Source organism: Idiomarina sp. (assembly GCF_048260185.1).
Classification (GTDB): Bacteria; Pseudomonadota; Gammaproteobacteria; order Enterobacterales; family Alteromonadaceae; genus Idiomarina.
The window spans coordinates 340,890-364,065 of the sequence record NZ_JBLXHB010000003.1; the positions used below are offsets into that span (position 1 = coordinate 340,890).

Sequence of the window (23,176 nt, forward strand, 5' to 3'; positions counted from 1 at the left end):
TAGAAACTCACAGTCCTTTAAAATTATCCGCTGTCTGACTAGTACACCAGTCCCATACTAGTTGAGACAGCTCCGGTGAGCTGTTGGCTTCGCCTCGGCCCATTTCCCAGTGTTCATAGCCTAAGGCTAATATTCTTTCGTTAATGGTGTCCTGGTAGGTACCGGTATCTGTAGGAAAAAAGCGTTCCAGTTGTTTACGGTTCTGCTCTTCGGTTACGTAGTAATCGTCCGGGTTATCTTTAAGATCAGCCACTGTTTTGGCGACCATATTGGTTTTTAAAACCATACCAGAGCAACTTTTCCAACGGGCCTGCAGCAGCTTGCCATGCTCAGACTGGTCGTTGTCATAAGGTGTTTTACCTGGGTTTTCATACAAAGATTCCCATGGCTCATCCATCGACTGTTCAGGTGGTGTTTGTGCATTAGCGGAGAGACTTAAAGCAAGGGCGGCTGCAAACATTATTCCTATTGATTTCATCAGTCAGGTTCCTGTGTTTAAGGTAAACCTAAAGGTTTTTACTTCCTTTACCTTAGCGATAATAACTTTAGTGAAGCAGTGACAACGAAGTCAACGCATGGGTATTAACAACTCTATTTCGCTTTAGCAACGCCAGCTTTTATTCGACGCAATGCTTTACTGGCTAAAATTTTGCTGCCTTTGCGTTGAGATTCTCCGCCAGCAATTTGAATAGCCAGGCTCTGTTCTTTATACCAGACGATCAGCATTGGCATTGTGCCTTTAATCCAGTATGCCTCATCACCAGTGCCCACAACGGACTCCCCTAAGCGACGAGCTTGGTTTATTGAGTACCCTCCCATGTTGTCACTTTCATGGTCGTGGTAGTTCCAAGTGACGGTTAATTGGAATGGCTCTTTAACTGCCAGATTGGGATCAAGATCGTTTCTTACCCAAACACAGGTTGAATATCCTGGCTTGGCAGTATCTTCTGCGATATGTACTCCTTCCCCGGTAGGGATGTGACCCAGAACTTCTTTTTCTGTCAGAAGCTGGCAAGCGGGTGTACTTGGCTCATTGGGGAGCATATCGGTTTTTGAGGAAACCGATTGAGCTACTGCCGATTTTGATATCAGCAGTATGCTAGCCGCTAAAAAAGGGGCAAAAAAAGCTTTAGTTAACATAGCGTCTCCTCCTGAAACTTCTCATTCCGTTGTGTCGGAATCAACTTGTCATTCAGTATATTAATTAACCTTTAAAATAACAGCTAGGTAACTGGTCTGCGAATTTAAATTCGTTGCACAGCACCGACTAAATTAAGTTCCTGGCAGAGATGTGCGAATAGAGTTGCCGCCCACCCGACAAAGCCTGATAATCCCCGAGTGATCACTTAAGGAATTACTCCAATGTTTAACCGAAACTGTTTTGCTGTAAGTTTATTGGTTTTAGCCTGTTCGCAATTGACCGCCTGTAACTCCGATTCGTCGTCAGAAAATACGGATAATGGGGAATCTGGCATATGGCAACCCAAGCCGGGAATAAGCTGGCATTGGCAGCTCGAGAACTACGACAACCTGGATATAAACAAGGATGTCGAGGCATTCGATATCGACTTATTTGAAGGTTCAGAGGGTGGTGACGAAAGTATCATTAGCTCATTAAAGGCCAACGGTAAACGAGTTATTTGCTATTTCAGTGCCGGAACCCGAGAAGACTGGCGGCCCGATGCGAGTGAGTTCTCGGAAGATGCGGTTATTGCCGATGGTGAAATGGCGGACTGGCCGGGCGAGGTCTGGTTGGACATAAATAATGAGGCTGTCCTGAATGAAAATATCAAACCTATTATGGAATCGCGCCTGGATTTAGCCAAAGCGGCAGGTTGTGATGCTGTTGAACCTGACAATATTGACGGCTATATCAACACTGACGAGACAAAAGGCATTATCACTTACGATGACCAGCTAAATTACAATAAATGGTTAGCAAATGCCGCACATTCGCGGGGGTTAATCATTGGTTTAAAGAACGATGTAGACCAACTGAATGAACTGGTTAATGACTTTGATTTTGCCGTAAACGAACAGTGTTATGCCTACGGGAATGAATGCGTCAGTTACGAAGACACTTTCCTGAAAAATAACAAAGCGGTGTTCGTACAAGAATATTATGAAGACGGCTCTGAGGGCGAAATCAGCCAGCAGGAATTCGAAAACAATGCCTGTCCTTATTTCCTTGAAGCTGGAATTTCTGGTTTATGGAAAGAAGGTTTTAACCTTGATGGGGAAAACGTTCTGAGCTGCGGCAAATAAAGCGTTAAAGAAAAGGTCAGTTTCCTTGGTTTGGATCAATTTTGGACAGGCTTAACGTAAGCTACTATTTTGAATGTAGTCATATTTTTATTTTAATCTGCTGAATTCTAAAATAATTTGACCAGACCAAGGAGCCAGCATGGAGAATTTTTTATCGTTATGGGGTGAGTCTGCTTACACCAGCCTGGGGTTTTTCTGGATGGCGTTGTGGGCGTTTGTATTAGGTTATTTGATCAGTAGCTTAATCCAAGTGCTTATCACTAAACGTCGAATGCGTAAGGCTATGGGCGGCAATGACTTGAAGTCTGTGTCGCTGGGTACCTTCTTTGGCTTTATCTCCAGTTCCTGCAGTTTTGCTGCGCTATCAACCACCCGGGCTTTGTTTAACAAAGGGGCTGCGTTCAGTGCTTCAATGGCGTTTATGCTGGCCTCCACGAATCTGGTTATTGAACTGGGTTTTGTTATTTCTATTTTCCTTGGTTGGCAGTTTGTAGTTGGTGAATACGTTGGCGGGTTGTTGCTAATTCTATTCGTCTGGCTCTTTATTACGCTAACCAACCCTCAAAACCTGATTAAGAATGCGCGAAAAGAAGACGAAGAGGACGACGAACATCAACACGAGAGCACATTATCGGATCTTTTCAGTAAGGATACCTGGCAGAAAGTTGGCCAAAAGTACGTAATGGAATGGCAAATGGTCTGGCAAGACGTACTCATTGGTTTTACCGTTGCCGGCGTTATTTCAGCCTTTGTGCCTAGTGCGTTTTTTGAATGGTTGTTTATTGGTGTGGGTACAGAGGGTGACCCGGGTTTCTGGTCGTTACTTCAACAAGCGATAGTGGGTCCGGTGGCTGCATTTTTCACCTTTATTGGTTCTATGGGCAACATTCCATTAGCGGCCGTTTTGTTTGGTGAAGGTGTGGCCTTTGCCGGGGTTATGGCGTTTATTTTCTCCGACTTAATTGTTTTGCCGGTGCTTAAAATTAACGCGCGTTACTATGGCTGGAAAATGGCTCTGTACATCGCTTTAATGCTCTTTACCTGCCTGGTCGCGGCGTCTTTAGCTATGCATTATGGTTTACTGGCGTTTGATCTACTGCCGGATGCGTCGCAGTGGTCCTCTCCGGCTGAACAGCAGCACTTTAAGCTGGACTATGGTTTTGTTTTAAACCTTATTTTCTTACTGCTAAGCGTGGCTATGATTGTACTTTGGCGGCAGAAGCAAAAAGAACACGAACACCACCATCATGACCATGGCGGCTCTTCTTCGTTGAGCGACAAGGTCATGAATGGACTGTGCGGTATCAGTGTCCTTTGGTTATTAGGCGGAATGGGCTTTTATTTTACCAGTAGCGCCGGTTAGTCCTGACCGGCGCAATGCTCGTACTTTAAATGGAAAAAGTGACCACTAATTAAAGTAAGCGAGCCAATAACAGTGAGTAAAATTTCAATTGGGCCATGGAAAAATTGTGCACTGACTACCGCTAAGCAGCCAAGCGGTAGTAGTACCCGACTGAGCTTAGCCTGCGGATTTTTCCAGGCATAATACCCCTGAAATATCGCCATCGTTAACACCGGCAGCAATAGTAACCGATGAAACAAAGGTGTTTCCAGAACACTGGCTAACGAGTTGGTTCCCAGAAAAATAAGCAGTATTGGCGTTGCCAGACAATGAACAAAACACAGGCCAGAGAAAAACATGCCGAGTCTGTCACTCATCCCTTTCTCCTTAACCATCATAAATATTTCACCCAGGCTTTATTGCTGCGACGTTTGTATCGGTTAAACGCTTGCGTTGGCTTATACAGTAGCGCGGCCAGAACAATGGTGGTTAACCACACCCAATAAATATTAGGCAGACTTATAAAACCTTCCTTTGGTGCGCCTAAAATTGCGGTAGCCAGAGTATAAAGCAGCAATAAAACGTAAAGGTGGACTATGTAGAAAAACATGGGTGCGCCACCGAAAGCGGTCAGAACTTCTGTCCATTTTCCCTGTATGCGCTCCATTAGGTACAGCATGGCGAACATGCCGGCAAAGGTTATTTGTAGAAAATTCAGCGATGGCGGGTACTTGGTCACATTGAATATAGCTCGCACGGTGGCGGCTAAACTCTCTTGCTGAGACCAGATTTGTGTCTCGCCGTAGATATTAAAACCACGCAGTAGCAGAAAGCCGGCGAGACAAAACGCTGTTAGACCTAACAACCAACAGGCTCTGCGCTCAGATGAAAAGGATTTGGAATACAAAGGCCCGGTTGCGTAACCCAGCAAAATAACACCTATCCACGGCAATAACGGGTAGCTGGCTCGTATTGATAACGCGTCGGACTGCAGAATATAGCCGCGGTCATGAAGAAGTGTCCAGGCTGTATAACCCCACTCACCCGGGTTCAGCTGAATAAAGTCCAGTGCATTGTGTCCTGCGACAATAAGCAGGCCCAGCACCAACAGAAGCCGGTACGGTAAATTGACGCAGGCCCCCAGAATGAGCATGCACAGACCAATAACCCATATTACCTGTAGGTACAGTGTTTGGTGGGTTCCAAACCATAAAAAGTTGATGACCGTAAGTTCTAATATCACCAGGAACAGTCCGCGCTTCCATAAAAAATCACGGGTGACACTGGGGGAGCCGTCATGTTTTTGCTGATACAACCAGGCTGAAAGGCCGGTCAGAAACACAAATATGGGTGCGCAAAAATGTGCCGCAAAACGGCTCCAGAATAAACCAGGCTCCGTAGTTTCCAGTATCATAGGGTCTGCAACCGGATGGTTATAAAATAACCGTTCCCGTGCGTGGTCCAGCAACATCAATATAATGACCAGGCCACGCAACGCATCAATGCTGTTAATTCTTTGCGTGATAGTTTTAGAATTCATAAGTCAGGCTCACTGAAAATTGTCTTGGGGCTCCTGGCGTTGTCCAAAGTGCAGAATACGCGTTCGACATATAATACTCGTCAAAAAGGTTATCAACGTTTATCTGTAATTCGGTGTTGTCGGTTAACCGGTGTGTGTAGAACAAATCGAACACCTGATAACTGGGCAGACGATATGACTGGTCAACAGTGGCGCCTAAACGGTCATCTACATAGCGAGCAGTAAGCCCTATATCAGCATTAATTTGCCAGTGTCTGAGGTCGTGTTTAACCATGGCGTTAAAGGTATTCTGAGGAATATTTACCAGGTCACTGCCTGCCGGGACATTCACGCCCCAGTCGTAAACGGTAATATCATTTTTTGTTTCGCTGTTTATGTAGCTGTAGGCAACCCGTAAGTCGGTGTAACTGCCCAGCGACATGCCCCCTTCTATTTCAAACCCTCTACTGGTTGCTGCGCCCAGCGTGGCTGGATAGCCAGGGTGATCCGGGTCATCCGTAAGAATGTTGGTTTTGGTGGCATCGAAAACAGCCGCATTTAACCGAAAGCCATGAGCGGAATATTTCATGCCCAGCTCTACTGAGTCGCTCTCTTCCGGGTCAAAACCCTGACCTTCGAAGTCGGTGCCGCTAATAGGAACAAAGCCTTCTGAATAACTGGCATACAGGGTTAAGTTATCCGTTGGCAAGTAGCTCAGTGCAACGCGCGGACTCACCCGGCTTTCATCCTGTTCAGATTCAGTACCTGAAACCAGCTCTAAAGTTTCCTGTGTGTACTGATCCAGCCTTAAACCCAGCAGTAGATGCCACTGGTCATTAAGCTCAAGTTGATCCTGCACGTACAAACCGAAGCCCTTTTGATTCTCATCGTTAATGTATTGAGTCTGGAGTTCTGGTTTAGCTGCGCCATACTGAGGGTTAAAAATATCCAGCTCGTAAGTGCCTGGCTCCGGACGGGCGCGAGCCAATAAGGTGTATAAGTCATAACGGTATGCGTCGGCTCCCATCAATAAGTGATGGGTCATACCGAACAGCTGTGTGTTACCGCTTAATTCCAACCTTACTGATAAATCATCGGAGTCATAGTCACGACGGCGATGCTGACGTGTCAGAGTGCTGCCGTCTTCAAATAGTTTCTGGCGCGAGCCGGATAGCTCGGCATCTGACGAGTAGCCGTCTAGCTTTGTGCCTCTGGCATTAATACCACCGGTTAAAAACCAGTCGTTTTGCAGATAGTGCTCAAAGGTTAACTGGTGGCCTTGTGAATTGATTTTAGTAGGGTCATCACTTGGTTCGCCCAGAAAGCGTTCTCGTGGAACAGTTTTAATGTTGTTATCTAAAACGACAATGCCGCGGTCAAACAACTGCTCCTGCTGCATGAACTCAAACGAATAAAGTATGGAGGTGTTTTTATCCAGTTGCCAGCGCAGCGACGGGTTAATAACCTTTTTCTTACTGCTGACATGATCGCGGAAACTGTCGTCATCCTGTATTGCACCGTTTATCCGCATGGCGAGGCTATCGCTAAGACCGCTGGTGTAGTCTCCTTCAAGACGATAGTGGTCATCGCTGCCAAGGGAGGTCTTTAAGTAACCTTCCGGCGCGTATTGTGGTTTACGAGTAACTACATTAATTACCCCTCCCGGATCCGAACGGCCATACAAAGCAGAGCCCGGGCCTTTCAGAACTTCTACGTACTCAATATTGGAAACGTCCCGATGCCCACCGAACCCGCGACCACTGGAAAAACCATTAACTAAATAACCGGTCGGTACATTTTCGTTGCCCGGGAACCCGCGCATAGAGTAGCTGTCCCATAAGTTACCGCCGTCGTTTTGCAAAGCAATTGACGGAGAAAACAGCAAAACATCGCGAAAACGGGAGATATTAATATCATCGACCAGACTACGGTCCAGTGTTGTAATTGCCTGAGGAATTTCCGAAACAGGAACATCTCCGCGGTAAGCCTGACGGTAATTAACTTCTATGTGCTCGAAGGATTCCCGTTCTTGCGCAAACGAGCCCATACTTATGATAGAGAGTAAACTTAAGGTAACTGTTTGGTATTTCATGGGTCCAAGACAACTCAGTTATTGTGTTTAAGTGTAATGTTATATTATAACAATAAATCTCTGATGTCGAATTCTGACTCGCTTAGTATTAAGATGAATGGGTACTAACATTGGTAATAAGGAGCTTTATGCACCATCACCATCATCACCACGAGAGCTCATCGGAGCGAATTGGTTGGGCGTTTTTCCTTAATCTGTGCTTTACCGTTATTGAATTTATCGGTGGAGTATTAACCAATAGTACAGCCATTTTAGCGGACGCTGTGCACGATCTGGGTGACAGCATTTCTATTGGTATGGCCTGGCTGCTGGATAAATTCAGCCGTAAAGATGCCACGCAGACTTTTACTTACGGCTATCAACGCTTATCTTTGGTTGGCGCTTTTATTAACGCGGTTGTACTGACTGCTGGCTCAATCTGGATTTTATTTGAAGCCATTCCGCGTCTATGGGACCCGGTAATGCCAATGGCGGAGGGTATGGCGTTACTGGCGGTATTCGGCGTTATTGTAAATGGTTATGCGGCGTTTAAATTGTCTCATGGTAAATCGTTAAACGAACGCGTACTTAACTGGCACTTATTAGAGGATGTTCTGGGCTGGGTTGCGGTTCTAATTGTGTCGATTATTTTAATCTTTGTCGACTGGCCTATTCTCGATCCTCTGTTGTCTATTGGCTTCACTTTGTTCATTCTGGTTAACGTTCTTCGTCACTTGGGTTCTACCGTTAAGCTCTTTGTTCAGGCCTCTCCAGACCCTGAAGTGTACCGGAAAATACGTGAACAACTGACCTCGCTGGAACTGGTTGATGACGCCCATCATTTGCATTTTTGGTCACTGGATGGCGAGCGTCATGTATTAACAGCGCATATTGTGGTATCAAAAGAACTGGAATGTTCAGAGCGCGCACTTTTAAAGCAGCAAATATCACAGCAGCTGGCAGCGTTTGAATTAGCTCATACCACCATTGAACTGGAATACCCTGACGAAGCTTGTCGAGACCATTAACAGGAGAAGATCATGGAATTGTTCGGAAGTTATACCTCGCCGTTCGTAAGACATTGCCGTATTGCTTTGCTTGAGACCAAGACAAAGTTTTCATTTACCGAAACGGATTTTGAAACCAGTGCCAAATTAAGCCCTGCGAAAAAGGTTCCCTTTCTTCACCACAATGACCTGCGTTTGCATGACTCTACCAGCATTCTCAAATACGTAAGGGACAAGGCGGATGAGCGTTTCTTTGCCGATGTAAAAGATTTTGATCAGTATTGCCTGGTTAATACGGCGATGGACTCGGCAATTAACGTGTTTTTGCTGGAAAGAGAAGGCGTAACGGCGGACAGTGTTAAGTATATTAAGCGCCAGCAGCAGCGTATTGATGACATACTGCAGTTAATGGAAGATAAAGAACATGCGGTGGCGTATGAAGGTCCGCACCCTTTTAGTGATGGTGAACTGAGGTTGGGTTGTTTCTTAAGCTGGGGGCTTTTCCGTGAGCGTTTTAATTTGGATAAGTATCCGCGACTTCAGGCTTTTGTCGATAAGTTAAACGACTATCCTTATTTCGCGGATACTGATCCGAGCCGCTCTTAAATATCTTTAATGGCGCGGCTGCGCTCAGGGATTTCCTCGTTCAGCAGCCGGTCATTTTGCGAATAATCCACGGGTACATCAATAAGGTGTACGCCGGGTTTGTTCAGGCAGTCTTTTAGTAGCGGTATCAGGTTCTCGGTTTTATCTAAACGGTAACCGTTAGCGCCGTAAGACTCTGCATATTTCACAAAATCCGGGTTATTGAAATCTAAGCCGTAGTCGCTTAGCTTCATATGCTGCTGCTTCCACTTGATCATGCCATAGCCACTGTCGTTTAAGATAACGACAACAATATCCAGCCCCATGCGCACCGCGGTTTCAAGCTCCTGCGAGTTCATCATAAAACCGCCGTCGCCACATATTGCCATAACTTTCTTTTCCGGATTAACCAGCTTCGCAGCCATGGCCGAGGGTAATCCTGCACCCATTGAGGCAAGGGCATTATCCAGTAGAACGGTATTCGGCTGACGAGCCGGGTAATTACGTGCAAACCAAATTTTGTAGATGCCATTATCCAACGCGATGACACCGTCATCCGGCATCGCTTGACGCACGTCTTCGACCAGGCGCTGCGGTAACATTGGAAAGCTGTCGTCATGAGCGCCTTCATCAGTATGGTCGCGCATGTGATCGCGAACTTTCAGCATAAAGTCGAAATCCCAGTGACTTTGCGGTTCAATCCCTTCTTTTAACTGCCAGATACTGTTGCCAATATCACCGATCATGCTGGCATGAGGAAAGTAAACTGAGTCAACCTGAGCACCCTGAAAATTAATATGTACGACTTTACGGTTGTCGTTTTGGCCGGTTTTCATCATAAAGGGCGGCTTTTCCACCACGTCGTGGCCGACATTAAGGATCAGGTCAGACTTTTCTATGGCGCGGTGTGGGTAATCGCCATCGGAAACCGCCGCATTACCAAGCCAGCGTGGGTGATCTTCGTTAATAACACCCTTACCCATTTGCGTGGTAATAAAAGGAATACCAGTTTTATCAACGAAGGCGCGCAGCATTTTGGCCGTAATTTTCCGGTTGGCAGCAGCGCCTATCAGCAGTACCGGATGCTTGGCTTCACGCAGCAGTTCAAGTACATGGCGAACCGATTTGTGTTCAGTAATGGGGCGGCGCGAGTGGCTGGCCTCTATAGGCAAAGCACTGACCTCTTCACGACTGATGTCATCTGACAGCTCCAGATGAGACGCTCCGGGACGTTCATCCTCTGCTCGCCGGAAAGCTTCACGGATATGCGCCGGAATACTGCTGGCGCTAATAATCGCCTGTGTGTATTTGGTAATGGGGGTCATCATGTCGACCACATCAATAATCTGGAACTGACCTTGATGTCTTTCCTTGATGGGTTTTTGTCCGGTGACAACAACCATAGGCATAGCGCCGAGTTGTGCGTAGGCCACCGGTGTAACCAAGTTGGTTGCGCCTGGTCCTAAGGTGGAAAGGCACACTCCGGGTTTGCCAGTCAGGCGGCCATATGTGGCAGCCATAAAACCTGCGCCCTGCTCGTGGCGAGTTAAAATGAGCTCAATGCTGGATTTTGAGAGGGACTCAAGTAAGTCCAGGTTTTCTTCGCCGGGAATGCCGAAAATGTACTTCACACCCTCGTTTTCAAGTGCTTTTACGAATAAATCGGATGCTTTCACTTCGCTTTCTCCTTGCGTTAAAGAATATTCTTCTAGTTAGGCCTACGTAAAGCATAGGAGAGATGATCAAAAAAGGCAGCCAAAAGGCTGCCTTCTTAAGCGACAATCGAATAAATCGATTAAGAGTTGTCGTCACCAGTCAGCTCTTCTAAGCGGCCACGAAGTTCTTCGTCGTTTTGCGCTTGCTGAATAATCATGTTGTACTCTTGTGGAGTCAGGCCAGCGTCTTCAACTGCTGCAATCATTTCTTCCTGTGCAGACTGTTGAATCTCACGAGCTTCTTCCTGGTTTTCAGCTTCCTGAAACTGGTCACGGTATTTTTCAGTAACGCCCTGAACATCTTCCATAGCGGTTGCAAATTTAACCAGCATGCCTTCAGAAATTTCCTGAGTTTGCTGTTGTTGTTGCTGTGCCATTGGATCTTGAGCTTGTTGCTCTTGAGCCATTGCGGCAGTGCTACCCAGTGCGAATACAGTTGCTAATGCGATAATTGTCTTTTGCATGATAATCTCCTAAATGAATTTATCAGTTTTAATTACGCTCTAACTAAAGCGAAGACTGTGCCAACTTTTCAAGATATTGATTTATAAGTGTTTTTGTTTTTTAGCAGTTTGAGACCAGAAAATTCGCCTAAAAATGTGTATCCTTAGTACACAGTCAAAGGAGGCAGTGTGACAAAAAGATACAGTTGGCCACTATCCAGCCTGCAGCGGCGACTTCTTATTTATGTTGTTGTGCCCATGCTAATGATTTCCGGCGTGGCAATAAGTGTCGGCTTACAGGTTGCATCAGATGAAGCTAATGAGCGTTTAAAGAGCGACCTGGAGCTTCTGGGTAGAGCCATTAGCTTACCCATTAGTGATGCGTTGCTGAATAACGATTTGTCCACAGTCCAGGCTAACCTGGACTCGGTGTTCAATATTGGCCGTGTATATGGGGCCTCGGTATACAATGTGTATGGTCAGCAGGTAGCGGAAGCGGGAATTACTGAAACCGATTTGAGTAACAGCCAGCTTGCATTGCAAACTGTTCAGACAGGCGTCAAGCAAGACGACTACCGACGAGTAGAAGGGCGCGATGTCTTCTCCCAATTCTTGCCTATTGTTGACCGCGGTGGACGTATTATTGGTTTATTACAGATAAACCGGCGGGCCAGTGACTTTGATGAGTCCTTTGAAACGTTGAGTCAATACGCCTGGCTCAGTTGGGCGGCCTTCGGCTTAATTACTATTGCGGTGTTGGTTTTTGGGCATTATCGCGGTGTTGGTCGGCACGTGGTGGCACTTAAGGACGCTATGTTGCGGGTGGCTGAAGGGAACCGCAGTACGCGGGTTACACCGGCTGGCCCGTCAGAATTGCAGGAGGTTGCGCAGGGCTTCAACCGTATGCTAGATAGTATCACTGAGGCTGAACAAGAGCTGGAGCAACGCCGGGAGCACGAGGCCTCTCTGCAACAGGCATTGCGAGAGCAGGAAAAAATGGCGGCCATTGGGAGTGTTGCCAGTGGCGTTGCGCACGAATTAGGCGCCCCGCTGACCGTTATTGACGGACGCGCCAGCCGCTTATTACGCAACCATAAAGACGGAGACAGTCAGCGCCAGCTAAAAGCGGTAAGAGGCCAGGTGCAGCGGTTAACCGGGTTGGTAAACCAGCTGCTGGCTTTCTCCCGCACGCCGGTACAGCAGCGCGAAGCCATTTCTCTACGTGACCTGATAGCAACAGCCATGACCAGCATAGAGTTTGAGCAGGATAAAGGGTCGGCCAAAGTGGTCATTAAGGAGCTTGTCGACGTTATTCTGAAAGTGGATATCAAGCGACTGGAACTGGCGTTGGTGAATGTTCTTCGCAATGGCTTGCAGGCCGCTGAATCAGAAGTTGTGGTGGCAGCTGAGTTTGCTGATGAGGGCGTTAATATCACCATTGATGACGACGGCGAAGGCTTACCCGAGTCGATGAAAGACAAAGCCTTACAGCCTTTTGAAACCAATAAACCTCAGGGCAAAGGTACCGGACTTGGTTTAACCATAGTTAAACACGTATTGAATGATCATAACGGGGAATTGTCTTTAGCCAATAACCCCAATGGTGGCTGTCGGGTCACCCTGAGTTTACCTGCGCAATGCCTTTGGCAAGCAGTTATCAAAGGAGGTAGCGAATGACCGCAGCAAAAGCCATGATAGGTGTTATTGAGGATGATCCGGCTCTGCAGGAGCTATTGGTTGAAGAACTGGAGGCCGAAGGTTATAAAGTTATGGCCTGGGGAAGTGTTGAGGCCTTTAAAAAGTCGGTAACGCCATTGGATTTGGTTATCAGCGATATCCGCTTACCTGGGCTGTCCGGCCTGTCTTTACTGGAAAGTTTAAAAAATGAAGATAACTCGCCTGCGCTATTATTGATTACCGCTTTTGGTACGGTTGATCAGGCGGTTGACGCCCTAAAACAAGGAGCCGATGACTTTCTAACTAAGCCGCTGGATGTTGAGCATTTATTGCTTAGCGTCAAACGGATTTTAGAACATCGATCATTGCAGCGGGAGCTTAAACGGTATCGCCAGCAACAAAAAGGCCCCGGGGGCTTGGTCGGACAAAGTCCGTCAATGCGTAAATTGTATGACCAGATAGAGCGCATTGCTCCGGCAGACGGCAGCGTGTTAATTACCGGTGAAAGCGGTACGGGTAAAGAGTTGGTGGCTAAGGCACTGCATCAGTTAAGTGACCGTGCTGAGCAAAGCTTTCAGGCAGTGAACTGTGCAGGCATTCCCGCCGATTTAATGGAAAGTGAATTCTTTGGTCACGCAGCCGGTGCGTTTACCGGTGCTCAGAAAAAACGTCAGGGTCTGCTTAAGCAGGCCGACGGCGGTACTTTGTTACTGGACGAAATTGGCGAAATGCCAATGGCGTTGCAGGCTAAACTGCTACGCGTCTTGCAGGAAGGCACGATTCGCGCCGTGGGCAGCGACGAAGAAGAAACGGTGAATGTCCGGATCCTGGCTGCAACCCACCAGGACTTAGAGCAACAGGTAGAAGACGGGCGCTTTCGGCAGGACTTATTTTACCGTCTGGAAACCTTTAGCTTAAGAGTGCCTCCTTTGCGCGAGCGCGGCGAAGACATAGAGCGCTTAGCTAATTACTTTCTACAGCAGTTGCAAAAAAACAGTGATAAAACGGTTCGTAGCATTTCTCCGGCTGCACTGGAACAACTTTATAGCTACCGCTTTCCGGGCAACGTACGAGAACTACAAAATGCTATTGAGCGTGCTTTTACCTTTTCCAGAGACGATAAAATAGCGGTTGAAGATTTACCTCAAAGAATTCTGGATAGTGAGCATGAACCCGACGTTGAGTATGGCACCGAGTGGCCGACTCTGGATGAATATCAGAATCAGTACATTCGTAAGGTACTGGCGCATGCCGAGGGGAATAAATCTAAAGCGGCTGAAATTCTCGGGGTCACAAGACGCACCTTATACCGTTGGCTGGAACAGCATGGCGAGTGATCAAACACGCGTTTTATCACGTAGTCTATACTAAGTTTTAGAATCATCTAACGGGAGTACTAAGTGAAAGTATTAATGGTATTAACCTCACACGATAAGCTCGGTGACACAGATCATAAAACGGGTTTCTGGGTAGAAGAGTTTGCAGCTCCGTATTATGTTTTTACCGATTCAGGTGTGGATGTGACTTTGGCATCGCCTAAGGGCGGCAAGCCACCAATTGATCCAAACAGCACAACGCCCGATGCGCAAACCGAAGCAACCGAGCGTTTTGAAAAAGACGAGACGGCTCAGCATAAATTAGAAACCACCTGTAAGCTTGATGAAGTTGACCCTGAGGGTTTCGACGCAATTTTTTATCCGGGTGGTCACGGACCATTGTGGGATTTAACTAACAATGAGCACTCCATTAAGCTGATTGAGCATTTCTGGAGTAAGGGTAAGCCAGTTTCTGCCGTTTGCCACGCACCGGCGGTGCTTTTAAATGTGAAAACCCCAAATGGTGACCCGCTTGTTCAGGGGCGTACGGTTACCGGTTTCAGTAACAGCGAAGAGGCCGCAGTAGAGCTGACTGATGTGGTTCCGTTCTTGCTGGAAGACGAGTTGACCGCCAAAGGCGGCCATTATCGTAAGGTCGATGACTGGCAGGCATATGCCGTTCAGGACGGTATGTTAATTACCGGTCAGAACCCTGCTTCATCTGAGCAGACGGCACAGCGCCTGCTCGATGTGTTAAGAGCCAGCCTGTAATTGGCTTAAAAGCGTCGGCGCCAACTAATGCCGACGCTAGCCTGTCGGCCTACTGCGGGTTCAAAGTAGCGCCTGTATTGCTGATTGACCACAACCGCTCCTACGTAATCTTTGTCGGTAATATTATCGACCCGGGCCCATACATCCAGCTCGCTCTTAACCCATTGCCAATCGCGGCTTACGGCGATATCCCAGGTCGTGTAAGAGGGGGCAAAGGTATCGTTTGCATCATTAACCGGTGTCTCGTTACGGTACTGTCCGGCTAACTGAACCAGCCACTGCTCTGTGGGCTGCCAGTTAAGACGTAAATACCCCTGACTTTTTGCTACGCCGGGTAGCTGATTCCCCTGCAACGGACCATTATCAAAGGTCGCATCAATGTAACTGTATGAAAGCAGTAAATCTAACTGTTGCGTTAATGCTCCGTTAATACTGAGTTCCGCACCTTCGCGCGAGGTTTCCGATGCGTTGCGGTAGGTCGTGCGACCGTCGTTTGACTGATCCACCACTATTTCGTCTTCACTTTTAATACCGAAGAACGCGAAATGAAGACGCCAGTCTTGTGGTAGTTGGTGTTTGATACCCCATTCCCACTGATCATTCGTGGACGGACCCAGTTCGCGGTTCAGACCCGATCCCTGATTTCGGTATGCCAGCTCAGTCAGTGTCGGCGTTTCAAATCCCTGCCCGATGCTCAGATAAGTCGCCGAGGTAGGCAGAAACTGCCAGGTAACAGAAACTGCCGCTGTGGTCTCGCTAAAGTCGCTGCTGCCGCTGTCATCGGAGTTATCCAGCTCGGTAAAGTAGTCTTCAACCTCATAATTGATGTCGCTGTAACGAACTCCGCCGGTTGCTGAAAGCTCTTCCGATAACTGCCACTGAAAACGCAGATACGCCGAGGCGTTTTCAATCCAGTTAAACTCGTTGCGGCGCAAATCACCTTTTTCACCATTGTCATTCACATAACCAAAGCGGTGATCTTGTTGGCGTTCTAATTGCGCCCCGACCGTCGCCGACCAGTTAATTCCGCGTTGACGCCAGCGCGCATGGGCACCTTCAAACTGACGAGAAACATCAATTACGGCACCAGAACTGGTGTTCCCGTCACCGGCAAACGGCAGAAACTGCTCTATGTCGCGGTCACCCTGCCACAGCGAAAGTAACCCTTCACCATTGTCACGTTCGTGAAACCAGCTAAACGATCCCTGACGGTGGTGAATATCTTTCCGCGTGTTGAAATCAACCGCTCGTTGCACGGTTTGGGTTGGGTCTTCGCGCCAGTCTTCGGGCGTTAGTGCGCTGGGGTCCTGCAATAATGGCGCATCGCTATTGTCGTAGCGAATAACAAACCGGTTCTGCTCGTCCCACTGATGATACCAGCGTATCGCCTGCTGCTGGCGCTCGGCAGAGTTGTGCCTGCGCGGGCCGTCGGTCTGAAAGTCCGAGGCTAGAATTTGCAGTTGATTGGTGTTGGTTGCCCACTGGGCATTAACATTGTACCGCTGAGTGTCATTTTCACTGAACTGCCCACCCCATTCCAAGGCGGTTTCTGTTGGCTTGCGGCTGAACCATTCAACCACACCGCCACCGGAATTCCCGTAAAGCGTTGCTAACGGGCCGCGTAATACTTCCAGCGAATCGATGCTGTCGAGAAAAATGCTCGAAGTTTGCGCCTGGCCGTCGGGCATAGATAACGGAATACCGTCGACATTTAACTGCAAGCCTCGCACCCCAAACGCCGCACGAGAGCCAAACCCGCGAACCACCAGACGTGTATCCTGTGCGTAGTTATAGCGGCTGTCAGCCTGAATACCGGCCACACCGGCTAAAGCATCACCGGCATCAATTTTCATCGAAGGTAAAGTATTTTCCACGCTCACGCGGTCGATACTGGCCGCCGTAGTTAACCAGGGCGTTTCGCTTTGTGTCGCGGTAACCACAACGGTTTCATCAACGTCTGCGGAGTGAACAACGAAAGAGGCCGCCAATAAAGGCAGCCCCGTGTAAGTGAGTTTTTTTAATACAGCTGAATACAACATAATTAATTTGCCGGTTTTATTTGAATAATGGCGCCATCAGACTGGTCGGTTAATAAATAGAGGTAACCGTCAGGGCCTTGGTTAATGTCACGAATACGAGCTTCAACAGCATCTTCAAATAAACGCTCTTCATGCATCATGCGACCTTCATACAAGTCCAGGCGAGCAACCAGTGAACTTTTCAAAGCTGCGACAAAGAAATCGCCTTTCCACTCAGGAAACGCATCGCCGTTGTAAAATGTGGCTCCGGCCGTGGCAATAGAGGGTACCCAGTAATAGAAGGGTTGCTCCATACCTTCTTTGACTGCGTCTTCGCTGATAATGCCACCGCCATAATCAACACCATAAGTAATTTCTGGCCAACCGTAATTTTTGCCAGCTTCCGGAATGTTTACTTCGTCACCGCCTTGTGGGCCATGTTCAACAGTCCAGAGCTCGCCCGTTTCAGGATGAATATCGGCACCCTGCACATTGCGGTGACCGTAAGACCAGATTTCGTCCAGAGCGTTATCATTGTTAACAAAAGGGTTGTCTTTCGGGATGCTGCCATCAGGCCATATGCGTATCACTTTACCGTGATGGTTATCCAGTGTCTGTGCGTCATCCATACGTGAATAGCGGTCACCTAAAGTAATGTATAAGTGCCCTTCAGGTGAAAAGACTAACCGGGAACCAAAGTGGTTATTGCTTTCGTACTTAGGTGCCTGACGGAAAATAACTTCCTGCTCGGTAAATTCTTTATCGTCAAGTTTCGCCCGCATAACGGCCGTACTATTCCCTTTCCCACCGTCCTGTGCGGCTTCAGAGTAGCTAATATAAACCCAGTTATTCTCAGCAAAGTCAGGGTCAGTGGTAATATCCAGCATACCACCCTGGCCTTGTGCTACCACCTCTGGCGTTCCGCTTATCTTTTCGCGATAACTGCCGTCGGCAGATACCCAGTAGATGTCGCCGGAGCGCTCGGTAACTAAAATGCTTTTGTCAGGAAGAAAAGTCATACCCCAGGGGTTAGTAAAGCCATCCGCAAGTGTGCTGACACTGACTTTATGGCGTTCGGTTTCGACATTTTCGGCTGTGGCCGTCACGCTTACTGAAGCTGCCAATATTGCCGTTAAAACAAACTTTGGATTGAACATAGGTCTCTCCTTGTTATTGAATTATTTAGAGTATACGTCATTCTTCAAAATTTTGATGACACTGTGCTTGATCTGTTTGTCGCTTTAACCGTTAATACTCTTATCAATTACTAGAAATGTATTAGGTACCCATGAGCGGCAACGTTTTTAGCACGGACTCCTTACTTACTTTAGCGCAGTGGTTAGCCGCCATTTTTGTTTTGGCTATTATTACGCTGGTGATTTCTATTGGCGTTATGTATGTCGTCGATAAAACCCAGAATAAGCATACTATTCGCCATAATTATCCAGTCGTGGGGCGCTTTCGCTATTTATTCGAGCGCATGGGGGAATTCATGCGCCAGTATTTCTTTGCTATGGATCGCGAAGAAATGCCATTTAATCGTGCCCAACGAAGCTGGGTCTATCGTGCCGCAAAAAATGCCGACCGTAACGTTGCTTTTGGCTCTACCCGGGATTTAAGCCGCACTGGTACTATTATTTTTAGTAACGCCCCTTACCCACCTATGGCTGAGCAGGCGACATTTCCAGAGCCGGTTATTATCGGTCCGTATTGCCAGAAACCCTATTCTCCGGCTTCCTACTTTCATGTGTCCGGAATGAGTTATGGTGCCTTGTCACCGGTTGCGGTTAAGTCATTGTCTCAGGGCGCGGCAAAGGCTGGTTGTTGGCTCAATACCGGAGAAGGCGGTTTATCGCCTTATCATTTGATGGGGCATTGCGATATTGTTTTCCAAATGGGAACTGCGAAGTTTGGAGTAAGAGATAAAGAAGGCCGGCTTGATGAAGATCGGCTTGCTGAGCTGGGCCGCCATGACAATGTAAAAATGTTTGAAATAAAGCTGAGTCAGGGGGCTAAGCCGGGTAAAGGTGGTATTTTGCCGGGCGTCAAAGTGAATAAGGAAATAGCGCAAATTCGTGGTCTTGTAGAAGGCGAAGATGCCATTAGCCCGAACCGGCACCCGGAAATTAGTAACAATGAAGAATTGCTCGATTTCATTGAAAAAGTTCGCAAAATTACCGGCAAACCTACCGGCTTTAAATTTGTTATGGGTGACCCGTCCTGGATTGACGAGTTGATCGACTGCATCCTGACCCGTGGAGAAGAATACGCTCCCGACTTTATTACACTGGACAGCGCCGATGGCGGAACCGGCGCAGCACCACAGCCGTTATTGGATTATGTTGGCCTGAGAGTGACTGAAAGCTTACCTATGCTTATCGATAAGCTCACCGAAGCAGGGCTGCACGGCCGCATTCGGGTGGTTGTTTCCGGTAAAATGATCACACCTGCCGATGTTGCCTGGGCTATTGCTATGGGAGCCGACTTTGTCACTTCGGCGCGAGGTTTTATGTTCTCGCTGGGGTGTATTCAGGCTATGCAATGTAATAAAAATACTTGCCCAACAGGAGTCACTACCGACGACCCTAAGTTAATGCGAGGGCTTGATCCAGAAGATAAATCGGTACGTGTCGCTAACTACCATAAATACATGGAATATGGCGTCAATATTATTGCGCACTCTTGTGGTGTGACCGATCCGCGTCGGTTGAATCGTCGTCATGCCCGGGTCATTAAACCCGACGGGGAGAGCATTAGTCTGGCCGAGCGTTATCCGTTGCCGCCGGCCAGACGTCGTTAGTTTAATTCAGCGTATTGACCGGCAGCAGCCTGGCAACCTCTTCCGCAATTTTACGGAAAGTTTGCCGGCGGCTGGTGGTCGGGCGGTAAACCAGGCCAATATCGCGGGAAGCTTCCTGCCCGGTGGGCTTTAAAGGGACTAAATCGGTATTTTCCAAAATGCCCTGGTCAATGGCCATTTGTGGAATAAAGGTGGCGCCTAAGCGAGCGTCAGCCATTTGTACCAGGCTGTGCAGGCTGGTTGCGGTAAAAGGGTTCATCTTAATCGAGTCAGTTAGCTGGCAGGCTGCGACCGCATGGCCGGTCATGCAGTGCTCTTTTTCCAGCAGGAAAATACTGCGATCAGGCAATTTATCGTAATCAACCGGTTCGCCGACGGTTTCTGCCAGCTCTTTATGCACCACTAACTTGAACGGGTCTCGACCCAGTATCCACTTCTGATTCCCCTGAATATCCATAGGCAGCGCCAGCAAGAGAATATCCAGTTCGCCGTTACGCAGGCGGTGCAGTAAGTTTTGCGTGGTGTCTTCAGAAAGTTGCAGCAGCAATTTAGGGAACTTGTTCTGTAAATTTTTACTGAGCTCACCAATAACAAACGGGGCTATGGTCGGAATAATGCCGAGTCTTAACGGTCCTTCCATAATATTGCCCTGCCCCTGAGCATAATGCAGTAATTCTTCTGAGGCGCTGATAATGTCCCGCGCTTTCTCCACAATTTCCTCGCCTAAAGCGGTAAAGAGAAAGGATTTATGGTCACGCTCAATAAGTTGGCAATCGAGTTGTTCTTCCAAATTTTGAATGCCACTGCTTAGTGTCGACTGGCTGACATTGCATTCCGCTGCCGCACGATTAAAGTTTTGTTCCTGGTGCAGTGCCAGTAAGTAGCTCAGGTTTTTCAGGCTCGGCAATTTACTCATAGGTTATCCGTCGTGTTATTTGTTTAATTGGTATTTCCGATTATCATAATTCGTTTTATTCGTTTTATCCAATCTGTCTCCGTCCGTACACTAGCTCTCGACTCGTTAAGGAACGAATACATTTTAAATCCCAATCAAGGAGACAATTTATGTTAACAGTAGGCGATAAACTACCAGAATTCAGCGTAATTGCGGCAAAACCTAAGTTCAACATGCCGGAAGAAAACGGCGAAAGCGCTTTTGAAACTATCGACAACAACAGCTTTGAAGGTAAGTGGAAAATCATTTTCTTCTACCCGAAAGACTTCACCTTTGTTTGCCCAACTGAAATTGTTGAGTTCGCAAAATTGAATGAAGACTTCGCTGACCGCGACGCAGTTGTTATGGGTGGCAGCACCGACAACGAATTTGTGAAATTGGCATGGCGTCGTGAGCACCCTGACCTTGACCGCCTGAATCAGTACTCTTTTGCTGACGACGGTTCTTTGGTTGATGGCCTGGGCGTTCGTGACAAAGCTGAAAATGTTGCTTTGCGTGCGACCTTCATCGTTGATCCGCACAACGTTATCCAGCACGTATCGGTAAACAACCTGAACGTAGGTCGTAACCCGGCAGAAATCGTGCGTATTTTAGACGGCTTACAGACCGATGAACTGTGTCCTTGTAACCGTGCACTGGGCGGCGACACCCTTTAATCGGTGTTTATTTCCCAAAACTAAGCGCTGATGGCAATGCCATCGGCGCCTGTTCCGCACTTTCAAAGGATTTCAGGAGTAAAGTATGGCAATTGCAGACTACAAACAGTTACTGGGTGATCACAGTAAAGACACCAAACTTAACCTGTCGAGCTTGTTCTCAAACGTCGAGCAGTCAGGTTTAACCAACGACCAGTTCTATGGCACAGCACTTTCGCTGGTTTACACCTTGTCGGACGACGAGCTGACTCAGGCAGTGGAAGAAGAAGCCGAAGGCAAAATTGAAGAAAACGTTAAGACAGCAGCGAAAACGGCAGCGTCGTTAATGGCAATGAACAACATTTATTATCGCTTCCTGCACTTATCTAGCGATAAACAATTTTCTAAGCTTCCTGCGGGGCTCCGCATGAATGCAATGGCTAACCCGGGTGTGGACAAAGCAGACTTTGAGCTGTTCTCACTGGCGGTGTCGGCCCTGAATGGTTGTGGTATGTGCATTGATTCGCACGTACAAACTTTGCTGAAGCACGAGGTCTCAGCGCAAGCGATTCAATCGTCAATTAAGTTGGCGGCGGTACTTAATGCAGCCTTAACTGCACGCAAACTGTCGTAAACCCTCTAGGGGCTCCCCTTTGCCCCGTGCAACCTTTGCCCGTACTTTTTGGTGCGGGCTTTTTTTACGCCTTTGGTGCTCCTTAGTTTATGTCCTACGCTTAATAATAAAAGCAAAGGAGGTGACTATGCTGAGTATTAATGCTGACCGCTTAAAAAAATCCGTGCTGGAGCTATCCAAAATTGGTTATAACGAGACCGATCATGGTATGTACCGTTGGGGTTTTACCGATGCCGATATGGAAGCCCGCCGCTGGATGATGGAGCAAGCTAAAGCCGAAGGTTTCAAGACCTTTATGGATGGTGCCGGTAATGTGTTTTTTGGTATTGGCGACTACAGCAAAAAACCAGCTATTCTTACCGGTTCACATCTAGATACTGTTCCCGCCGGGGGGATTTTCGATGGCGCACTCGGAGTGTTAGCGGGCTTCGAAGTTTTGCGCTCGATCAAAGAAAATGACGTGAAATTAGCGCATCCTGTATGGGTTGTTGGTACTGCCGAAGAGGAAGGCCGATTTGGCGGCATGATGGGTTCTCAGGCTATTGCAGGTGTGCTGAATCCGGACTGGCTTATGTCGGCTCACGATGCTGATAATGTGTACTTAAAGGACGCAATGGCCGCCCATGGCATGGACGTTATGGATGCACTGGACGCTGCCTGGCCTCCGGAGCGGTTAAAAGCCTTTTACGAACTGCACATTGAACAAGGACCGGTGCTGTTTCAGAAAGAGATAACCATTGGCGCAGTGGAAGGCATTTCCGGGGTGTTTAAATGGATAGTTCACTTAAAAGGTAAAGCCGACCACGCTGGTACTGCTCCTATGAATATGCGCAGTGACGCTTTTATGGGGCTGGCAGATTTTGCTCACGAAATTGAGCGCATTATTGCTGAAGACGGTACCGATAAAACGCGTATTACCGTGGGCAAAGTGGACTTGAAGCCCGGGAGTCCGCACACCGTGCCGGGTGAAGCGGTGTTTACTATTGTTGGTCGCGACATGAGTAACGATGTAATGAAAGAGCTGGCAGACTCCTGTAACAAGGCGTTATCAGCAATAGCGCGTAAGCACCGTTTGAAGTTTGAATACGAGCAAGTGAGTTGGCTGAACCCTCAGGCCTGTTCAGAAAAGCTGACAAAACAAATAGAAGAGAAAGCTAAAGCTCGAAATTATTCGTGTCTTAAAATGCCCAGTGGCGCAGGACACGATGCTCAATTTTTTACAGAGATTACGGAGTCCGGGCTAATATTTATCCCGTCTGTAAATGGGGTCAGTCACGCACCCGATGAGTGGTCGCACTGGCATGACGTGGAAGCTGGTTGTAACATACTTTTAGATTGCATCATTAATTCAGCCCAGTGAGCTGCGCAAACAGTTAAGATCCGTTATACTGTGCGCACCTCGCCGTGACACTATGTGGTATTG

At 47.7% G+C, this 23,176-nt stretch carries 21 protein-coding genes; 11 read left to right on the forward strand and 10 right to left on the reverse strand.

Translation table 11 applies throughout. The features are described 5' to 3' along the window. Positions 1–7: 7 nt before the first annotated feature. Positions 8–478 (reverse strand): hypothetical protein, encoded by a 471-nt coding sequence (locus tag ACN0RF_RS09310; RefSeq protein WP_417438773.1) that lies wholly within the window; start codon positions 476–478, stop codon positions 8–10. Positions 479–591: 113 nt separating this feature from the next. Continuing rightward, a complete protein-coding gene (locus tag ACN0RF_RS09315; RefSeq protein ID WP_417438774.1) occupies positions 592–1,140 on the reverse strand; it encodes a hypothetical protein in 549 nt (182 codons plus the stop codon). Between the two features lie 222 nt (positions 1,141–1,362). Here ACN0RF_RS09315 and ACN0RF_RS09320 point away from each other — a divergent pair, with 222 nt between their 5' ends. Beyond that, positions 1,363–2,265, forward strand: coding sequence for an endo alpha-1,4 polygalactosaminidase (locus ACN0RF_RS09320; RefSeq protein WP_417438775.1), 903 nt, complete (start codon positions 1,363–1,365; stop codon positions 2,263–2,265). Positions 2,266–2,404: 139 nt separating this feature from the next. Further along, entirely contained in the window at positions 2,405–3,628 is a 1,224-nt protein-coding gene (locus ACN0RF_RS09325; protein ID WP_417438776.1) for a permease, read from the forward strand. Here ACN0RF_RS09325 and ACN0RF_RS09330 read toward each other — a convergent pair. Genes ACN0RF_RS09330 through ACN0RF_RS09340 form a run of 3 tightly spaced genes read right to left on the reverse strand, consistent with a single transcriptional unit; the run spans position 3,625 to position 7,218 of the window. Next, positions 3,625–3,984 carry a MerC domain-containing protein gene (locus ACN0RF_RS09330; protein WP_417438777.1) on the reverse strand — a complete coding sequence of 120 codons (360 nt, stop codon included), beginning with the start codon at positions 3,982–3,984 and terminating at the stop codon, positions 3,625–3,627. The two genes, ACN0RF_RS09325 and ACN0RF_RS09330, sit on opposite strands and share 4 nt — an antisense overlap. A 17-nt stretch (positions 3,985–4,001) precedes the next feature. Beyond that, entirely contained in the window at positions 4,002–5,147 is a 1,146-nt protein-coding gene (locus ACN0RF_RS09335) for a DUF1624 domain-containing protein (RefSeq protein WP_417438778.1), read from the reverse strand. After that, entirely contained in the window at positions 5,137–7,218 is a 2,082-nt protein-coding gene (locus ACN0RF_RS09340; protein ID WP_417438779.1) for a TonB-dependent siderophore receptor, read from the reverse strand. Before ACN0RF_RS09340 ends, ACN0RF_RS09335 begins: the two co-directional genes overlap by 11 nt. A gap of 128 nt (positions 7,219–7,346) precedes the next feature. Between ACN0RF_RS09340 and ACN0RF_RS09345 the strand changes: the two genes are divergently transcribed. Then, a complete protein-coding gene (locus ACN0RF_RS09345; protein WP_110012823.1) occupies positions 7,347–8,225 on the forward strand; it encodes a cation diffusion facilitator family transporter in 879 nt (292 codons plus the stop codon). A 12-nt stretch (positions 8,226–8,237) separates the two neighbouring features. After that, a complete protein-coding gene (locus tag ACN0RF_RS09350) occupies positions 8,238–8,810 on the forward strand; it encodes a glutathione S-transferase family protein (RefSeq protein WP_417438780.1) in 573 nt (190 codons plus the stop codon). On the opposite strand, the gene ACN0RF_RS09355 is transcribed toward ACN0RF_RS09350, so the two are convergent. Together ACN0RF_RS09355 and ACN0RF_RS09360 are read right to left on the reverse strand one after the other, a co-directional pair. Next, the gene (locus ACN0RF_RS09355; protein ID WP_417438781.1) at positions 8,807–10,465 is read right to left on the reverse strand and encodes an acetolactate synthase large subunit; all 1,659 of its coding nucleotides are present in this window, start codon (positions 10,463–10,465) and stop codon (positions 8,807–8,809) included. The genes ACN0RF_RS09350 and ACN0RF_RS09355 overlap by 4 nt on opposite strands. Positions 10,466–10,584: 119 nt before the next feature. Further along, positions 10,585–10,968 carry a DUF4168 domain-containing protein gene (locus tag ACN0RF_RS09360; RefSeq protein ID WP_417438782.1) on the reverse strand — a complete coding sequence of 128 codons (384 nt, stop codon included), beginning with the start codon at positions 10,966–10,968 and terminating at the stop codon, positions 10,585–10,587. A 168-nt stretch (positions 10,969–11,136) separates the two neighbouring features. Here ACN0RF_RS09360 and ACN0RF_RS09365 point away from each other — a divergent pair, with 168 nt between their 5' ends. From ACN0RF_RS09365 to ACN0RF_RS09375, 3 genes are all read left to right on the forward strand, one after another. Then, positions 11,137–12,624 (forward strand): ATP-binding protein, encoded by a 1,488-nt coding sequence (locus ACN0RF_RS09365; protein ID WP_417438783.1) that lies wholly within the window; start codon positions 11,137–11,139, stop codon positions 12,622–12,624. Then, on the forward strand, positions 12,621–13,961 hold the full coding sequence (locus ACN0RF_RS09370; RefSeq protein ID WP_417438784.1) for a sigma-54-dependent transcriptional regulator: 1,341 nt from the start codon (positions 12,621–12,623) through the stop codon (positions 13,959–13,961). The genes ACN0RF_RS09365 and ACN0RF_RS09370 overlap by 4 nt, the downstream gene beginning before the upstream one ends. 63 nt (positions 13,962–14,024) lie before the next feature. Beyond that, positions 14,025–14,711, forward strand: a complete 687-nt coding sequence (locus ACN0RF_RS09375) for a type 1 glutamine amidotransferase domain-containing protein (RefSeq protein ID WP_417438785.1) — start codon at positions 14,025–14,027, stop codon at positions 14,709–14,711. Between the two features lie 5 nt (positions 14,712–14,716). On the opposite strand, the gene ACN0RF_RS09380 is transcribed toward ACN0RF_RS09375, so the two are convergent. Beyond that, positions 14,717–16,750, reverse strand: coding sequence for a TonB-dependent receptor family protein (locus ACN0RF_RS09380; RefSeq protein ID WP_417438786.1), 2,034 nt, complete (start codon positions 16,748–16,750; stop codon positions 14,717–14,719). Positions 16,751–16,752: 2 nt separating this feature from the next. Beyond that, positions 16,753–17,886, reverse strand: a complete 1,134-nt coding sequence (locus tag ACN0RF_RS09385; RefSeq protein ID WP_417438787.1) for a PQQ-dependent sugar dehydrogenase — start codon at positions 17,884–17,886, stop codon at positions 16,753–16,755. Between the two features lie 131 nt (positions 17,887–18,017). On the opposite strand from ACN0RF_RS09385, the gene ACN0RF_RS09390 reads away from it, so the two are divergent. Continuing rightward, positions 18,018–19,529, forward strand: a complete 1,512-nt coding sequence (locus ACN0RF_RS09390; protein ID WP_417438788.1) for an FMN-binding glutamate synthase family protein — start codon at positions 18,018–18,020, stop codon at positions 19,527–19,529. 1 nt (position 19,530) lies between these two features. Here the strand turns inward: ACN0RF_RS09390 and ACN0RF_RS09395 are convergent, their stop codons facing one another. Further along, the gene (locus tag ACN0RF_RS09395; protein WP_417438789.1) at positions 19,531–20,445 is read right to left on the reverse strand and encodes a hydrogen peroxide-inducible genes activator; all 915 of its coding nucleotides are present in this window, start codon (positions 20,443–20,445) and stop codon (positions 19,531–19,533) included. A gap of 149 nt (positions 20,446–20,594) precedes the next feature. On the opposite strand from ACN0RF_RS09395, the gene ACN0RF_RS09400 reads away from it, so the two are divergent. The 3 genes from ACN0RF_RS09400 to ACN0RF_RS09410 all read left to right on the forward strand — a co-directional run bounded on the left by ACN0RF_RS09400 (position 20,595) and on the right by ACN0RF_RS09410 (position 23,113). Further along, positions 20,595–21,140 carry a peroxiredoxin gene (locus tag ACN0RF_RS09400; protein WP_011235799.1) on the forward strand — a complete coding sequence of 182 codons (546 nt, stop codon included), beginning with the start codon at positions 20,595–20,597 and terminating at the stop codon, positions 21,138–21,140. Positions 21,141–21,225: 85 nt separating this feature from the next. Beyond that, complete coding sequence (locus ACN0RF_RS09405; RefSeq protein WP_253617495.1) at positions 21,226–21,753, forward strand: carboxymuconolactone decarboxylase family protein; 528 nt, start codon at positions 21,226–21,228, stop codon at positions 21,751–21,753. Between the two features lie 127 nt (positions 21,754–21,880). Next, on the forward strand, positions 21,881–23,113 hold the full coding sequence (locus tag ACN0RF_RS09410) for a Zn-dependent hydrolase (RefSeq protein WP_011235797.1): 1,233 nt from the start codon (positions 21,881–21,883) through the stop codon (positions 23,111–23,113). Positions 23,114–23,176: the final 63 nt, after the last annotated feature.

What these genes read in the sequence shown, in the direction of transcription:
- ACN0RF_RS09395 (WP_417438789.1), bottom strand. Translation starts at nt 20,445, where the DNA reads ATGAGTAAATTGCCGAGCCTGAAAAACCTGAGCTACTTACTGGCACTG.
- ACN0RF_RS09405 (WP_253617495.1), top strand. Translation starts at nt 21,226, where the DNA reads ATGGCAATTGCAGACTACAAACAGTTACTGGGTGATCACAGTAAAGAC.
- ACN0RF_RS09385 (WP_417438787.1), bottom strand. Translation starts at nt 17,886, where the DNA reads ATGTTCAATCCAAAGTTTGTTTTAACGGCAATATTGGCAGCTTCAGTA.
- ACN0RF_RS09390 (WP_417438788.1), top strand. Translation starts at nt 18,018, where the DNA reads ATGAGCGGCAACGTTTTTAGCACGGACTCCTTACTTACTTTAGCGCAG.
- ACN0RF_RS09345 (WP_110012823.1), top strand. Translation starts at nt 7,347, where the DNA reads ATGCACCATCACCATCATCACCACGAGAGCTCATCGGAGCGAATTGGT.
- ACN0RF_RS09335 (WP_417438778.1), bottom strand. Translation starts at nt 5,147, where the DNA reads ATGAATTCTAAAACTATCACGCAAAGAATTAACAGCATTGATGCGTTG.
- ACN0RF_RS09315 (WP_417438774.1), bottom strand. Translation starts at nt 1,140, where the DNA reads ATGTTAACTAAAGCTTTTTTTGCCCCTTTTTTAGCGGCTAGCATACTG.
- ACN0RF_RS09320 (WP_417438775.1), top strand. Translation starts at nt 1,363, where the DNA reads ATGTTTAACCGAAACTGTTTTGCTGTAAGTTTATTGGTTTTAGCCTGT.
- ACN0RF_RS09410 (WP_011235797.1), top strand. Translation starts at nt 21,881, where the DNA reads ATGCTGAGTATTAATGCTGACCGCTTAAAAAAATCCGTGCTGGAGCTA.
- ACN0RF_RS09340 (WP_417438779.1), bottom strand. Translation starts at nt 7,218, where the DNA reads ATGAAATACCAAACAGTTACCTTAAGTTTACTCTCTATCATAAGTATG.
- ACN0RF_RS09400 (WP_011235799.1), top strand. Translation starts at nt 20,595, where the DNA reads ATGTTAACAGTAGGCGATAAACTACCAGAATTCAGCGTAATTGCGGCA.
- ACN0RF_RS09330 (WP_417438777.1), bottom strand. Translation starts at nt 3,984, where the DNA reads ATGAGTGACAGACTCGGCATGTTTTTCTCTGGCCTGTGTTTTGTTCAT.
- ACN0RF_RS09380 (WP_417438786.1), bottom strand. Translation starts at nt 16,750, where the DNA reads ATGTTGTATTCAGCTGTATTAAAAAAACTCACTTACACGGGGCTGCCT.
- ACN0RF_RS09310 (WP_417438773.1), bottom strand. Translation starts at nt 478, where the DNA reads ATGAAATCAATAGGAATAATGTTTGCAGCCGCCCTTGCTTTAAGTCTC.
- ACN0RF_RS09325 (WP_417438776.1), top strand. Translation starts at nt 2,405, where the DNA reads ATGGAGAATTTTTTATCGTTATGGGGTGAGTCTGCTTACACCAGCCTG.
- ACN0RF_RS09360 (WP_417438782.1), bottom strand. Translation starts at nt 10,968, where the DNA reads ATGCAAAAGACAATTATCGCATTAGCAACTGTATTCGCACTGGGTAGC.
- ACN0RF_RS09370 (WP_417438784.1), top strand. Translation starts at nt 12,621, where the DNA reads ATGACCGCAGCAAAAGCCATGATAGGTGTTATTGAGGATGATCCGGCT.
- ACN0RF_RS09350 (WP_417438780.1), top strand. Translation starts at nt 8,238, where the DNA reads ATGGAATTGTTCGGAAGTTATACCTCGCCGTTCGTAAGACATTGCCGT.